Below are 13,429 nucleotides of genomic sequence, written 5' to 3' on the forward strand. Positions count from 1 at the left end.
CTCGGTCTTGGGATTCGATACAATAATTTGTCTTGAAGGAAAACTTGGTTTTTTTAACACATTGATTTTATAAATATTAATTATGAGTATTGATCAAGATAAACAGCGTAGGGATATCGAGAAGTTTATCAGCAAAATGCCCAGTTTATCCACGACAGTTGGTAAGGTTATGGAGATCTGTAGCCGAACGGACGCCTCTCCCAATGAACTCAACAAGGTCATCTCCCTTGATCCAGTGTTAACAGGGCAGGTCCTCAAACTTATTAATTCGGCCTATTATTCCCTCGTTAATAAAGTCACTTCGCTCACCCGGGCAATTACAATGCTCGGCATGAATACAGTGAAGAATATGGCGCTTAGTACCGCAATTATTCGTAGCGTAGCTGGGGCCAAAAAGTCCAAGGCATTGCCCACCAAGAAGTTCTGGGCCCATTCCATAGGTGCAGGAGTGAGTGCAAAGCTACTGGGGGAAGTTAAAGGCATTCCTGTAATGGAAAGGGAAGAACTCTTTCTGGCGGGGCTATTGCATGATCTTGGTAAGGTCCCTTTCGGCGATGAGTACATAGAAGTCCTTAATATTGCAAAATATGAACAGCTTCCTCTTTGTCAGGTCGAGCTTGATGTTCTGGGTATTGACCACCAGGAGGTAGGGCTTATGATCGCAGAGAAATGGAAGCTCAATACTGTTATTACAACCTGTATTGGCAGCCATCATGAGATTAAAAATATTCGGGGACAAGCTGCGGAATTACAGCAGCAGTTAGGGCTTGTGGCATTGGGAAATTTGTACGCCAATATCCTCGACCACGGATACGCGGGTAATCCGTTTCCCGATGAAGATGACGTTCACACCCTGCTTGGCATTACAGGGCTTACTATGGAAGAATTCTGCGGCATTGGCAACAGGGTTGTTGAAGAAATAGATAAAGCAAAGATATTTTTGCAAATATAATACACTGGTGGTTGCATGAAAGTTCGTTTCTGGGGGGTACGGGGGTCCATTCCGAGTCCGGGGCAGGTTACACAAAAATACGGCGGAAATACGGCATGCACCGAGATCAGAGTAGGTGAAAAGGAGCGCCTTCTGATTATCGACGCTGGTTCAGGTATCCGAAATCTCGGTAATTATATAATGGGTAATGATCTGCCTAAAGGGCCGATCAGGGCGGAGATCTTTCTTTCTCATACCCATTGGGACCATATTATGGGTTATCCCTTTTTTACTCCGATTTATATCCCCGGGTCGAAAATGAAGGTTTATGGGCCGGTTTCTTTTGAAGATGATCCCCTGGAAGAAGTTGTGGGTGGTCAGATGAAATACCGCTATTTTCCCGTCAACCTTGGAGAACTGGCTTCAGAGGTTGAGTATATTCGACTCAAAGAAGACCCGAGTATAGACCTTGGCGATGGCTTGAATCTGAAAACCAAGTTGCTGAATCATCCCATCACCTCCCTTGGATACAGGTTTGAATATGATTCCAAGGTAATCTGCACCTGTTATGATACTGAGCCTTTTCGTAATTTGTTTATCACCGACCCTGAGCATCCTGATTATGACGAGGCTATGGCCTATGAAGGAGAGGAGGTAGCCAAAGAGCAGAATCAAGCCGTCGAGGACTTTTTCGCCGGGGCCGATCTTCTGATTTATGATGCACAGTATACCCTTGATGAATACCGGAACGGGAGGGTGAATTGGGGGCACACCTCAATGGAATATGCCGTTGAAGCGGCTAACCGTGCAGGGGTAAAAAAGCTTGCACTTTTCCATCATGATCCGGATCGCTCCGACAGTGAACTTGATGCCTTTAGTAAAATCTATTGTGAGCCAGGAAAGTATGGGGATACCGAGGTCTTTTTTGCTCAGGAAGGTGTCGAGATAATTTTATAAATAGTAGGACCGTATTGATTTGAGCTGATCGACGATCGAGAGCTCTGGTACATAGGGATTCTGCGGCAGGGTGGGCCAGTTCAGCAAAAGGTCATCTGCAAAAGGAGTGAGCGCAACGTTGCGGTTATACGCTTCCACCGCCAGACGCTCCAGATTGATCGTGTCCTCGATATTGTAGGCAAGGAGTGTCTCAAGGGCTCGCTCGTTTCCCGTTTGCTGATACTGTTGCCAGAGAAGAACTGCAAAATACCCATCAACACCATCAAGGTCTCCGCGGCTGAGGCCCAGCTGTTTTTCGCAGCCTTTGAGTCCTCCCTTGAATCCGAGTCGTGCCAGGATGTAACGAAGATCAATGTGGGCCTGACTGAGTTTTATTCTGAAATACCGTTCAATAAAGGGAACGTCAAAACTCTTGCCATTGTAACTTACGATAACCTTGTACTGCTCTATATCCGTTACGAAATCATCAAGATTTCTGCCGTTAACATAAGTGAAAACATCCGTGCCGTCATAGAGGGCAATGGTGGTGATCTCACAGTAATCATCAAGGCCTGTGGTCTCGATATCGAGATAGGCTGTGGTATCTTTGAACTCAGCGAAAATACGCCAGGCTTCATTGGCGGCAAGGCGCGAGGTGAAATAGGAGGGGTCTCTATTTTGCAGAGCCTGATATGAGGCTTCTAAGGTGTCAGCCGCTTCCAGGCTGTTTGCAGACATCCTGACAGGAGCGGGGATTTGCCACTCCTGCCAGGTCGTTACACCTGCATCCCAGAGGTTTTTCTCAACTTTGGGGCCTATGCCTTCTATATGAGAAAAGGTGTGTAAAAGCATACTTTGTTATACGGCAGTGTTCTGAGCTCTGCTAACGGAACGTTTAGCCTTCGGTGCCCCCGGCTTAGCGGTTTTTTTCTTATACTTGCTCTGTGCTAAATCAGTGCCGAGGTCTGCTGTTCTATCTTCCAGTCGCTGAATCTGCATCTGACGACTGCCAATACGGGCCTTTTTGAGCAGGTTGAGGGTCTTGTCGGGCATACCGAATGGCAGATCCACTGTGCTGTAATCGTCAAATATAGATATTCTACCAATATACTTGCTGTTGATATCCGCTTCGTTGGCGATGGCACCGACAATATTGCCCGCTTTTATACCATGCTGGTTGCCCGCTTCAATGCGGAAACGTTCGAGGCCTTCGTCGGGAGGCAGTTGAACATTATGGGTCCGCACTTTTCTGGTCTGTTTTGCTCTGTTGGGTGCGATATTCCTGTCTTTTTCTGGCTGATATTTAGCCCGTTTTTCTTCGGCTAAAAGAAGTGGTTTCTTCCCTTGCGCCAGCAGTGCCAGGGCAGCTGCAACCTGAGTTATATCCGCATCGGTTTCAGTGATATAATCACCAATGAGCTTTTCATAAAAAGAGGTGTTCTCTTCAAGAGTCGTACTGATTTTGTTTTTAAAGGCCTGGATTCTTTTAGTATTGATATCAGCCACCGTTGGCAGCTGCATCATTTCAATTTTCTGTTTTGTCGCCCGTTCAATTGAACGGAGCATGGAGCGCTCTCGTGGATTGACGAAGAGGATGGCATGGCCGGTTCGGCCCGCACGTCCTGTTCGGCCGATCCGGTGCACATAGGCCTCGGTATCAAAAGGAATGTCAAAATTGATGACATGACTGATCCGCTCTACATCTAGTCCCCGTGCGGCAACATCTGTTGCGATCAGGATATCGATGTTTCCTGACTTGAGCTGCTCTATGGTCCGCAGCCTCTGGGTCTGCTGGATATCACCGTTGAGTGCGGTGGTTGAGTAGCCGAGGGCACTGATTTTTTCGGCAAGTTCAACGGTCTGCAGTTTGGTGCGGACAAAAATCAGCACACCATCAAAGGTCTCAGATTCAAGGACCTTGGCCAGAGCATCCACTTTTGCGGCAAAGCCACCGCTGGTGACAAGACCGCGCTGAGCCACGGTGTTTGCGGTCATGGCCTCTGATTTGATGGTGATTTCAACAGGATCTTTTAAGTATTTGTGGGCAATTTTCCGGATATTGGCCGGCATAGTGGCCGAAAACAATGCGGTCTGCTTTCTGTTGGGGAGCTTTTCGAGGATCCATTCAACGTCATCGAGAAAGCCCATGCGCAGCATTTCGTCCGCTTCATCGAGGACGAGGCTGTGGATGTGATCCATCTTCAGACTGCCACGGCGGATGTGATCCATTACCCTGCCAGGTGTTCCGACGATAATCTGACATCCCTTCTGAAGTTGACGCAGTTGGATGTTGTAATCCTGACCACCAAAAATGGGCAGAATGTTGATCTGTTTGAGATGTTTACTGTAGTCGGCAAAGGACTCGGCAACCTGAATGGCGAGTTCCCGGGTAGGTGCGAGAACCAGTACCTGGGGATGTTGTCCCCCGGTGGTTTTGAGCTGAGCTAAAATGGGTAGGGCAAAGGCTGCGGTCTTGCCGGTTCCTGTCTGGGCCTGTCCGACAACATTTCTTCCATTAAGCATGTGAGGAATCATTTCCTCCTGAATGGGAGTTGGAGTGATGTATCCGAGTTGTGTAATTACCTGGATGAGATGGTCAGGGAGGCCGAGGGATGAAAAAGACGCAGATGTAGCTTCGTGTTCAGAAGACATAGATATCCTATTGTACTATTTGGGTTGATTCCGCAGATGAACTTGTTACGTGAAGCCTGTCCAGGAATGTAATATCGGCGTGTGAAAGGCTCATCCTTCCTGCCGATGTATACGTGTCTGTCCAGTTTCTCGTAACTACCCAAAAATCCATGTTCTGGTCTGACACTATCGCATAAGCGCGCAAAAATAACAGAAATAATAAGATTGTGCAATCATTAATTTCGTGATTTTCACCCAATAACCAAAGGATATGCGAACTGAGGTTGTAATCTCAGTCGTTTGAGACCTTTTTTCGCAGGGATTTGATTCTTCCACGTTTGGTCTTGGAGTCGGTTCGTTTTTTTTTGGCGTTTCGGCTGGGTTTTGTCTTTTTTCGTGATTTTTCGGTGTAGGACACGCTTCTGATGAGAAGAGTGAGACGCAAAAAGGCATCTTCTTTATTTTTGAGCTGGCTTCTGAATTGCTGAGCTTTGATTACAATAATTCCATCGTCCGAAATTCTGGAGTCATTGAGGGCTTGTAGTCGCTCCTTGTAGAATTCCGGCAGTGAAGATTGCCTAATATCAAACCGGAGATGGATGGCAGATGAAACCTTGTTGACGTTTTGCCCCCCAGAGCCCTGGGCGCGAATAGGGGTGCAGACAATTTCATCTTCGGAGATCTTTACATTATTGCTGATGGTAAGCTCTGCCATGTTCACTATTACAAACGGTGTTGAGGTAAATGGAGAAGGTCTCGGTTCTGTTGTACTTGTGCCCGTTTTTACAGCCGGGTTGCAAAAGAGAGAGTTGCTGCACAAAAGGGTGACTGAATTCTCGGAGCGTGTGACTTCTCTGCTCAAAAGATTGAACAATCGGGATCGTCCTGATATGATAGACGGATAACCGTAATTTGTCGAGTGCTCTCTCAATGAACCATGTGACCTATTGACAGCAATTACCTGTGATCATGGAACCTGGGAGACGGTCTTCGAAGAAATAATGGTGCCGATAGAGGAGCCTGTATCCATTTTATAAGCCATTGGGGAACTGCCAACATACGCAGCCCCTCATTGTTAAGGACCTGAAAATGCGCTGTCCCAAATGTAAACATGTACAGAAAAACGCAGTGGAATGTGAAGCCTGCGGTGTGATTTTTGAGAGATATATAAAATTTCAGGAAAAAAAGAAGGAAAAAGAGGCTGTTGAAGCCCAAGCTGCAGAAAAAAAAGGTGGAATAGCAAAAATCATTCAACTTGTCCTTCTGGTTGTCGTTGTTGCCGGAGGTACGTACTACTTTACCGGTTACAGGCCCCAAAGTAAGAATACTGTGGTTGACCACAGCCCTGTCCCCCAGCCTGCAGAGCTTGCTGTCAAGCCAATTGCTCCCCAGGTTGTACCTGTAGATAAATCTGTTCCCGCCTCTGACAGTGCAAAAGAAAACTCCAGTTATAATACCATTGAGAAGGCGCGAAACGCCACTGTCTCCATAGAAACCCCGTGGGGAACGGGATCGGGTTTTTTCATCAGTAAAGACTACGTGATCACCAATAAACATGTGGTCGAGATGGATGAGTTGAAGGTTGCCGAGTTCAGGGAAAAAGTGGAAAAAAATAGAAAACTGATCGATCTTGAGCAGCAAAAAATCAGGGAATATCGCAGCCAGTTGAGACAGCTGTCCAAAGGACCTGCCCGCAGTCAGCTTTCAATAATTATAAATGATATGGTCGCCAACCTCGACAAGGTACTGCCTCAGCAGCAGGAGGCTGAGGCGAGGCTTGAAAAGCTGGAAGAGAAGGTTCGTCCATCAAGTATTAAAATCATTCTCTCCGATGGCTCCGAGCATGTAGCAAATTACCTGCTGGTCAGTGAAAATAATGACCTGGCCCTGATGGCCCTGTCTTCTGGGAAAGACAACTTTTTAAAGAAGTCTCCAGAAAGAAATGCTCTGCACCAGGGAGACAAGGTGTATACCATTGGCAGTCCGGTGGGACTTCGACACACGGTCACAGCAGGTGTTTTTTCTGGATACCGTAAGGATGAAAGTGACAATAAAGTCTACCTGCAGACTGATGCGGCGATCAATCCTGGAAATAGCGGAGGGCCGCTCATTGACGAAAATGGCTATGTATGGGGCGTTAACACCATGATCCTTCGTGGTACTGAAGGCATTGGTTTTGCCATCCCCATGAGTGTGGTCTATGAGGAGTTTGGTTCCTCGCTCTATTGAGGAAGATCTCCGCTGGTCAATCGTCAATCTTCCTGATAGAGGACGTTGTATAAATTTACAATTCATCGTGCTCTTGTGGCTGTCTGCAGGAAATCACCTCACACACAAGAGGTTTGCTTGACAGAGACAGTTTCTTCAACTATGTTCCGCTCATGAAACTTGCAGGGGTGGCCTTTGGCCTGAGATGATACCCATTGAACCTGAACTGGCTCGCACCAGCGTAGGGAATTGCAGGAAGTGACCTTCTTCTGTTAAGATCGTTTTTTCCCTCTCTCATCTTGTGTTTTTTTTCTTCCCCTGTTTTTGCCGAAAATATGCGCTGGAAAGGGGTTGTCCATGTCAGATCTTGCCAAGCAGACTGCTGAAAATCTTGTATTAATCCGAAACAATAAGCCTCTCATACATAATATCACCAACTTTGTGGTGATGAATTTTACTGCCAATGTTCTTCTTGCAAGTGGAGCCTCTCCCGTTATGGCCCATGCCATCAATGAGGTGGAAGAGATGGTCGGTTTTGCGGGGGCCCTTGTCCTTAATATCGGTACCCTCACCGACTCCTGGGTTGAATCCATGGTAAAGGCCGGGCAGAAGGCGGCTTCATTGGGAACACCTGTTGTCCTTGATCCCGTGGGAGCTGGGGCAACGCAGCTTCGTACCGATGCCGCCAGAAGAATTCTCAAGGAGACCAATGTTCAGATTTTGCGTGGGAACAGTTCTGAGATTTTAGCCCTTGGCGGCGGTGAAAGCACGAATAGGGGTGTTGATGCTGGCAATTCTGTCGAAGAGGCCATTGATGTTGCAAAACAGCTTGCCATGGAGCTTGATACCACCCTGGCTATTACCGGCCCCGTCGACCTGATAACCGATGGCCGCCGGGTGGTGGAGGTTGCAAACGGACATGGCCTTATGCCCTTTGTAACTGGTACCGGGTGTTCAGCTACAGCCATTATTGGTGCCTTTGCGGCGGTCGAAAAGGATATGGTGGCGGCTGCAGTCGGAGCCCTGGCCTTTTTCGGTCTGGCCGGCGAAGCTGCTGGTGAAAAGGCAGGAGGGCCTGGCACATTTATGATTCACCTGCTTGATGCCCTGTATAACCTGACCCCTGAAGATATCATTGCCCGCGCCCGAATCCAGGAAAAGTAATGAAGATGCAGATCGATTATTCACTCTACCTGGTGACGGACCGAGGACTGTCCTGTGGCAGATCTCTGGTCGAAGTTGTGGCGGCCGCTATTGAAGGAGGGGTGAGCTGTGTACAGCTCAGGGAGAAAAATTGTTCTACCAGAACGTTTATAGAAGAAGCGATGGCCCTGCAAAACCTTCTTCGGCCTAAAAGTATTCCGCTTATAATCAATGACAGGATCGATGTGGCAATGGCAGTAGGGGCAGATGGTGTTCATCTTGGCCAGGATGACATGCCTCTGGGGGATGCGAGACGAATTCTTGGCGAGCAGGTTATCATAGGCATTTCTGTTGAGTCTGTCGCTGATGCCAGGAGGGCGGCCGCTGGGGGAGCCGACTATCTCGGAGTGAGTCCTGTCTTTGCAACACCCACTAAAACAGATACGGCCGAACCCCTTGGTCTGGAAGGGTTGAGGGCGATTCGAAAAACTGTGGATCTTCCTCTTGTGGCCATCGGTGGTGTCAATGTTCAGAATTGTGCATCCGTCATTGCAGCAGGTGCAGACGGGCTGGCCGTGGTTTCAGCTATCGTCAGTGCCCCATCTCCACAGAAAGCAGCAGAAGAACTGTGCAATGTGGCGGGACTTCAGTCAAAAAGGATCAGATAATGAAACGAGAAGGGAAAAAAACATATATAAGAGTGCTCACCATCGCTGGCTCAGACAGTGGCGGGGGTGCTGGAATTCAGGCGGATCTGAAGACCATAGCTGCACATGGCTGCTATGGAATGTCGGTCATCACCGCACTTACCGCCCAGAATACCATGGGGGTTTTTGCTATTCATCCGGTTCCCGTAGAATTTGTACGAAAGCAGCTGCAGGTGGTCCTTGGTGATATTGGCAGTAACGCAATAAAGATCGGTATGCTTTTTTCTGCAGAGCTCATAGAGATGATTGCAGCGGAACTGAGACTGTCTGGAGCCTCTCATATCGTCCTTGATCCGGTGATGGTTGCTCAGAGTGGTGACAAACTCCTGCAGGATGAAGCGGTTGCAGCTCTTAAAGCTACTCTTATTCCTGTGGCAGAGCTCATCACCCCGAATCTGCCGGAGGCCTCTGTCCTTCTTGGTCGAGACATTACCTCAAGGGATGAGCTTTTCGATGCGGCAGTGGAGATAAGCAGGCTTGGCTGCGCCAATGTGCTGATTAAAGGTGGTCACCTGAAAGAAGGAGACTGTGACGATCTCCTTTATATGGCGGCAACCGGAGAGACCATAACTTATCCCACCAGGCGGATTGAAACAGACAATAACCATGGTACAGGCTGTACTCTGTCTTCTGCCATTGCAGCGGGCCTTGGTAAAGGTCTGTCAGTGGATGCAGCGGTCGCTGCCGCTAAGAAATATATCACAGAGGCCATTGCCTCAGGCGCGAATTACAGTATTGGTGAAGGCCATGGACCGGTTGACCACTTTTACCGGTTTTTTTAAGAGTCGGCCGGGTGCGGATGGTGTGGCTACAGTGACGGACGGATTATCTCAAACGGGCAAGACCGGGGTGCGTTGCCGCAGTATCAGTTTGACCTATGACAACAGACCTGTTTTTGATCGATTCTCCCTTGATTTTGAGGCGGGTGCCTGCACCTGCCTGCTTGGTCCAAGTGGCTGTGGTAAGTCCACTCTGATACGTATCATCTCCGGGGCAAAAGACATCGCGTATCGGGGAGAAATCCAGCTGGTGGAGGCCGAAAAAGGGCTATCTGTTGCCTGGATGAGTCAGAAAGACCTGCTTTTACCCTGGCTGTCAGTCTTGGATAATATCATGCTTGGGGCAAAACTGCGTGGAGAAGGGGACGAAACAACGGTAGAGAAAGCCTATATGCTCCTGGCAAAAGCGGGAATGACCGGTGATGGCCACAAATATCCTCCAGCACTTTCTGGAGGAATGCGGCAACGGGTTGCCCTGCTCAGGACTTTAATGGAGCAGCGTGATATTCTTCTCATGGACGAACCCTTTTCAGCCCTTGATGCCCTTACCCGTCTAAGACTGCAGGATCTGTCTGCAACACTTACCCGGGGGAAAACCGTGATACTTGTCACCCATGACCCACTGGAAGCCCTGCGTCTGGCGGATAGAATTGTTGTACTTGGTGGTACGCCGGCAACCATTGTGGGGGATATCAGGCCAGGCGGAGTCGCTCCAAGAGAAAGTGGGGGCCCTGAGATCGTCAAAGAGTATCCTCGTCTCCTGAAGACGCTGCTGGGTGGGGATGGAGCATGAAGATTGTCCGGCCGTTGCTGCTTGTTGTCTCGTTTCTTATCTGTTGGCATCTGTTGGTACAGTTGACCAAGGTTCCCCATTATATTCTGCCGGGACCAGTTGCCGTGTACCTGGCCTTTATCCAGAATTGGTCGGTTTTACTGGGGCATATGGGGGTGACCCTGACTGAAATAGTTCTAGGGCTGTTGCTGGGCACGATACTTGGCTGTCTCTGTGCCTTGACCATGATACTTTCCCCTTTGCTCAAACGCTGGCTGTTGCCGGTTCTTGTCATGAGTCAGGCCATCCCCGTTTTTGCCCTTGCGCCCATCCTGGTACTTTGGCTGGGGTACGGGATAGCTTCTAAAGTTGCCATGGCAGTGTTGATCATTTTCTTTCCTGTCACCTCCTCGTTTTATCATGGAATGCAGAGAACAGAGACTGATCTGCTTGAACTTGCCCGGATAATGGGTGGAGGGCACGCTTCAATTCTCAGATTTATTGTTATCCCAAACGCCTTACCCGCTTTTGGGGGAGGCCTTCGGGTTGCAGCGGCGGTGGCGCCAATAGGCGCCATAATCGGGGAATGGGTGGGGGCCAGCAAAGGCCTCGGTTTTTATATGTTGCATGCCAATGCGAGAATGCAGGTGGACAGGATGTTTGCGGCACTTATTCTGCTCGCTGTGGTTTCGGTGGGGCTGTACTATCTTGTCGATTTTTTACTGTTGAAAATTATTTATTGGGAAAAGCCCAGGGAGCTTTATCATGAGTAGAGTGTTTTTTAGGATTTGCGCTGTAGCCGTTCTTTTTCTTTTTCCAGTTACCTCAGGTGTTTCCGCGGGGGAACTAACGAAGATGACTGTGCTACTCGACTGGTTTGTCAATCCGGACCATGCACCGCTTTTTGTGGCACTTGAAAAAGGGTATTTTAAGGATCAGGGGCTTGACATTGAGTTTATCGCCCCGGCTGATCCAAATGATCCGCCTAAACTTGTCGCAGCAGGCAAAGCCGATATTGCGGTTTCCTACCAGCCACAGCATCATTTGCAGGTGGATCAGGGACTGCCACTTGTGAGGATAGCTACCCTCGTCGCCACCCCTCTCAATTCTCTTGTGGTTTTAGCCGATAGTGACATCAAGAGTATTGCTGATCTCAAAGGCAAGACCATTGGCTATTCTGTGGGAGGCTTTGAAACCGTATTGTTGAAAGTGATGCTGGAAAAAGCGGGTTTAAGCCTTGATGATGTTGAACTTGTTAATGTGAATTTTTCACTCTCCCCCTCCCTCCTAACCGGTAAGGCAGATGCGGTAATCGGTGCGTTTCGCAATTTTGAGTTGAATCAGATGGAGATTGAAAAGCGGCCCGGGCGGCCATTTTTTGTAGAAGAGCTGGGGGTTCCCGCCTATGATGAACTGATACTTGTGGCCCATAATGACCGGCTAACCGATGAGAATATAAGAAAATTTGTCAATGGTGTGGAGGCGGGTGTTCAATTCTTGATCAACCACCCCAAAGAAAGCTGGCAGCTCTTTGTCAGTCACGACCGAAAAGAACTCGATGATGAACTCAATCGGCGGGCCTGGCATGATACTCTGCCGCGTTTTGCCCTGCGTCCAGGCGCTCTGGATCAAAACCGCTATCGCCGGTTTGCCACATTTTTGCAGGAGCAAAACATGATCGTGAAGGTACCTGAGCTGGAAACTTTTGCTGTCGAATTGCAATAATACCTTGTAAAGGGGCTGGCCTGATCGCCATAGGTTAGGTGCGCCAGACCCTCTTCTGCTGGAGATCTGCATTTCAGCTGGCGCCAATGTAAAATAATTTCTATCTTTAGTGTATGGAAGAGCCCGCCAGCCAACCGGTTGAAAAAGCTGCCTGAAAGTTAAAGCCTCCGGTGTCTGCGTGGAGGTCGAGAAGTTCGCCAACGATAAACAATCCTTTAATGATTTTGGATTCCATGGTTGTGGGGTCGACTTCTTTCAAGCTGACGCCCCCTGCTGTGACAATGGCCTCATTCCATGAGCGGTAATCGCTGATTTCAAAGCGAAGGTCTTTGAACCAGTGAACGAGTTTTTTGCGCATCTTGCCTGGAAAGTTACAGGTATCAATAGCCTCAGGGATGTCGCAGGCAAGAAGGCAGACCGGAATCAGTTCCTGTGGCAGCAATCCACGCAGGATGGAGCTGATGGGTTCCCCCCGTCTTTTTTCTAGATCCCGAATAAGCCGTGCATCAAGCTTATTTTCATCAAGTGCTGGTTTGAGATCAAGGGCAAGATATGTTTTCTGGCCACGGTCAAGAGCTGTCACAACCTGTTCACTGAGGGTCAGCACCGTGGGCCCTGTCAGACCGTGGGCGGTGAAGGCGATCTCACCAAATTCCTGACTTTTTTTCTTGCCATCAATAAAGAGCCGAACCTGAATATTACGCAGCTCCAGGCCTTTGAGTCGTATCAGAGCTGGATCAGGGCTTGTGAGAGGGACGAGGGCCGGGGACAGCGGGGTGATAGTGTGACCCAGTTTTGTCAACAGTTCATAGCCATCGCCTGAAGATCCTGTCCGGGGGTATGATTTACCGCCTGTAGCCACGATAACATTGGTGGCTGTGATTTTTTTCTTGTTACAGATAACTCCTGTTGCACACCCATCTTTCATGAGGATTTTTGTGACCGGAGCGTTTTTTCTTTGATCGACAGCCAATGAATCAAGCCAGAGGTTGAAGACCTTTACAACATCAAGAGCACGTCCGTTTTCAGGGAAATAGCGCCCACCACGCTCCAGAGCCAGGGGGAGGTGATGCTGCTTGAAAAAATCAACAAGTTCAGCCACGAAAAACTGGCTGAAGCACTGGCGGAGGAATCGGCCATTTTTGCCAAAGTGGGCCATGAAATCGGCAAGTTCGGCGCTGTTTGTCACATTACAGCGACCTTTACCGCTTATGCCGATCTTACGACCGTTGCGCTCCATTTTCTCAAGTAGCACAACCTCACTTCCGAGTTGTGCAGCCCTTCCTGCGGCCATAAGCCCGGCGGCGCCGCCACCTATGACGATTGTTTTGCCTTTTGTCATGTTATCGTTTAACCATAGCAGCTCTGGTTGAGTAATCCCTCAATGCATTGTGTAAATTGTGTAGCTGGTACCCTGTCTTTAGTGCTGACACTACTATAGTGGCAGTGAAAGAAAAAGAGCAAAACGCCTTAGATATGATGGTTGCCACATAAACAAAACAGACCTGCCTACCTTGCAAACGTGGGTTAAGTTGAGAGCATAAACAATCAACTCAGAGCCAAAATCAAGGAGGCAGGTCATGCAGAAAACAATAAA

At 48.7% G+C, this 13,429-nt stretch carries 14 protein-coding genes and 1 riboswitch; of the genes, 10 read left to right on the plus strand and 4 right to left on the minus strand.

Annotated features, from left to right (window positions below):
- The first annotated feature begins 82 nt into the window (after nt 1-82).
- On the plus strand, nt 83-952 hold the full coding sequence (locus FCL48_RS19275) for an HDOD domain-containing protein (protein ID WP_136874678.1): 870 nt from the start codon (nt 83-85) through the stop codon (nt 950-952).
- 15 nt (nt 953-967) lie between these two features.
- Nucleotides 968-1,888 carry an MBL fold metallo-hydrolase gene (locus FCL48_RS19280; protein ID WP_136874680.1) on the plus strand — a complete coding sequence of 307 codons (921 nt, stop codon included), beginning with the start codon at nt 968-970 and terminating at the stop codon, nt 1,886-1,888.
- Here FCL48_RS19280 and FCL48_RS19285 read toward each other — a convergent pair.
- From FCL48_RS19285 to arfB, 3 genes are all read right to left on the minus strand, one after another.
- Nucleotides 1,883-2,719: a ribonuclease H-like domain-containing protein gene (locus FCL48_RS19285; RefSeq protein ID WP_136874682.1), complete on the minus strand. Its 837-nt coding sequence runs from the start codon at nt 2,717-2,719 to the stop codon at nt 1,883-1,885. The two genes, FCL48_RS19280 and FCL48_RS19285, sit on opposite strands and share 6 nt — an antisense overlap.
- Nucleotides 2,720-2,725: 6 nt before the next feature.
- Nucleotides 2,726-4,519, minus strand: coding sequence for a DEAD/DEAH box helicase (locus tag FCL48_RS19290; protein WP_136874684.1), 1,794 nt, complete (start codon nt 4,517-4,519; stop codon nt 2,726-2,728).
- A gap of 271 nt (nt 4,520-4,790) precedes the next feature.
- Nucleotides 4,791-5,213 (minus strand): alternative ribosome rescue aminoacyl-tRNA hydrolase ArfB, encoded by a 423-nt coding sequence (arfB, locus tag FCL48_RS19295; protein ID WP_136874686.1) that lies wholly within the window; start codon nt 5,211-5,213, stop codon nt 4,791-4,793.
- Here arfB and FCL48_RS19300 point away from each other — a divergent pair.
- The 8 genes from FCL48_RS19300 (at nt 5,212) to FCL48_RS19335 (ending at nt 11,832) form a co-directional block, all read left to right on the plus strand.
- On the plus strand, nt 5,212-5,403 hold the full coding sequence (locus FCL48_RS19300; protein WP_136874688.1) for a hypothetical protein: 192 nt from the start codon (nt 5,212-5,214) through the stop codon (nt 5,401-5,403). The two genes, arfB and FCL48_RS19300, sit on opposite strands and share 2 nt — an antisense overlap.
- Before the next feature lie 184 nt (nt 5,404-5,587).
- Nucleotides 5,588-6,727 carry a trypsin-like peptidase domain-containing protein gene (locus tag FCL48_RS19305; protein WP_136874690.1) on the plus strand — a complete coding sequence of 380 codons (1,140 nt, stop codon included), beginning with the start codon at nt 5,588-5,590 and terminating at the stop codon, nt 6,725-6,727.
- A gap of 153 nt (nt 6,728-6,880) precedes the next feature.
- A riboswitch (TPP riboswitch) is annotated at nt 6,881-6,974 on the plus strand.
- A gap of 89 nt (nt 6,975-7,063) precedes the next feature.
- Nucleotides 7,064-7,870: a hydroxyethylthiazole kinase gene (gene thiM / locus FCL48_RS19310; protein WP_136874692.1), complete on the plus strand. Its 807-nt coding sequence runs from the start codon at nt 7,064-7,066 to the stop codon at nt 7,868-7,870.
- Nucleotides 7,870-8,517: a thiamine phosphate synthase gene (gene thiE / locus FCL48_RS19315; RefSeq protein WP_136874694.1), complete on the plus strand. Its 648-nt coding sequence runs from the start codon at nt 7,870-7,872 to the stop codon at nt 8,515-8,517. Before thiM ends, thiE begins: the two co-directional genes overlap by 1 nt.
- Nucleotides 8,517-9,338: a bifunctional hydroxymethylpyrimidine kinase/phosphomethylpyrimidine kinase gene (gene thiD / locus FCL48_RS19320; RefSeq protein WP_136874696.1), complete on the plus strand. Its 822-nt coding sequence runs from the start codon at nt 8,517-8,519 to the stop codon at nt 9,336-9,338. Before thiE ends, thiD begins: the two co-directional genes overlap by 1 nt.
- Nucleotides 9,304-10,128 (plus strand): ABC transporter ATP-binding protein, encoded by an 825-nt coding sequence (locus FCL48_RS19325; protein WP_136874698.1) that lies wholly within the window; start codon nt 9,304-9,306, stop codon nt 10,126-10,128. The genes thiD and FCL48_RS19325 overlap by 35 nt, the downstream gene beginning before the upstream one ends.
- Nucleotides 10,125-10,880 (plus strand): ABC transporter permease, encoded by a 756-nt coding sequence (locus tag FCL48_RS19330; RefSeq protein WP_136874700.1) that lies wholly within the window; start codon nt 10,125-10,127, stop codon nt 10,878-10,880. Before FCL48_RS19325 ends, FCL48_RS19330 begins: the two co-directional genes overlap by 4 nt.
- Nucleotides 10,873-11,832, plus strand: coding sequence for an ABC transporter substrate-binding protein (locus FCL48_RS19335; RefSeq protein WP_136874702.1), 960 nt, complete (start codon nt 10,873-10,875; stop codon nt 11,830-11,832). The genes FCL48_RS19330 and FCL48_RS19335 overlap by 8 nt, the downstream gene beginning before the upstream one ends.
- A gap of 106 nt (nt 11,833-11,938) precedes the next feature.
- Here the strand turns inward: FCL48_RS19335 and FCL48_RS19340 are convergent, their stop codons facing one another.
- Nucleotides 11,939-13,174, minus strand: coding sequence for an NAD(P)/FAD-dependent oxidoreductase (locus FCL48_RS19340; protein WP_136874704.1), 1,236 nt, complete (start codon nt 13,172-13,174; stop codon nt 11,939-11,941).
- Nucleotides 13,175-13,429 lie beyond the last annotated feature (255 nt).

It is taken from the genome of Desulforhopalus sp. IMCC35007 (assembly GCF_005116575.1).
Lineage (GTDB): Bacteria > Desulfobacterota > Desulfobulbia > Desulfobulbales > Desulfocapsaceae > Desulforhopalus_A.

What these genes read in the sequence shown, in the direction of transcription:
- FCL48_RS19275 (WP_136874678.1), top strand. Translation starts at nt 83, where the DNA reads ATGAGTATTGATCAAGATAAACAGCGTAGGGATATCGAGAAGTTTATC.
- FCL48_RS19305 (WP_136874690.1), top strand. Translation starts at nt 5,588, where the DNA reads ATGCGCTGTCCCAAATGTAAACATGTACAGAAAAACGCAGTGGAATGT.
- FCL48_RS19300 (WP_136874688.1), top strand. Translation starts at nt 5,212, where the DNA reads ATGTTCACTATTACAAACGGTGTTGAGGTAAATGGAGAAGGTCTCGGT.
- FCL48_RS19330 (WP_136874700.1), top strand. Translation starts at nt 10,125, where the DNA reads ATGAAGATTGTCCGGCCGTTGCTGCTTGTTGTCTCGTTTCTTATCTGT.
- arfB (WP_136874686.1), bottom strand. Translation starts at nt 5,213, where the DNA reads ATGGCAGAGCTTACCATCAGCAATAATGTAAAGATCTCCGAAGATGAA.
- thiE (WP_136874694.1), top strand. Translation starts at nt 7,870, where the DNA reads ATGAAGATGCAGATCGATTATTCACTCTACCTGGTGACGGACCGAGGA.
- FCL48_RS19290 (WP_136874684.1), bottom strand. Translation starts at nt 4,519, where the DNA reads ATGTCTTCTGAACACGAAGCTACATCTGCGTCTTTTTCATCCCTCGGC.
- FCL48_RS19325 (WP_136874698.1), top strand. Translation starts at nt 9,304, where the DNA reads ATGGACCGGTTGACCACTTTTACCGGTTTTTTTAAGAGTCGGCCGGGT.
- thiD (WP_136874696.1), top strand. Translation starts at nt 8,517, where the DNA reads ATGAAACGAGAAGGGAAAAAAACATATATAAGAGTGCTCACCATCGCT.
- FCL48_RS19280 (WP_136874680.1), top strand. Translation starts at nt 968, where the DNA reads ATGAAAGTTCGTTTCTGGGGGGTACGGGGGTCCATTCCGAGTCCGGGG.
- thiM (WP_136874692.1), top strand. Translation starts at nt 7,064, where the DNA reads ATGTCAGATCTTGCCAAGCAGACTGCTGAAAATCTTGTATTAATCCGA.
- FCL48_RS19335 (WP_136874702.1), top strand. Translation starts at nt 10,873, where the DNA reads ATGAGTAGAGTGTTTTTTAGGATTTGCGCTGTAGCCGTTCTTTTTCTT.
- FCL48_RS19340 (WP_136874704.1), bottom strand. Translation starts at nt 13,174, where the DNA reads ATGACAAAAGGCAAAACAATCGTCATAGGTGGCGGCGCCGCCGGGCTT.
- FCL48_RS19285 (WP_136874682.1), bottom strand. Translation starts at nt 2,719, where the DNA reads ATGCTTTTACACACCTTTTCTCATATAGAAGGCATAGGCCCCAAAGTT.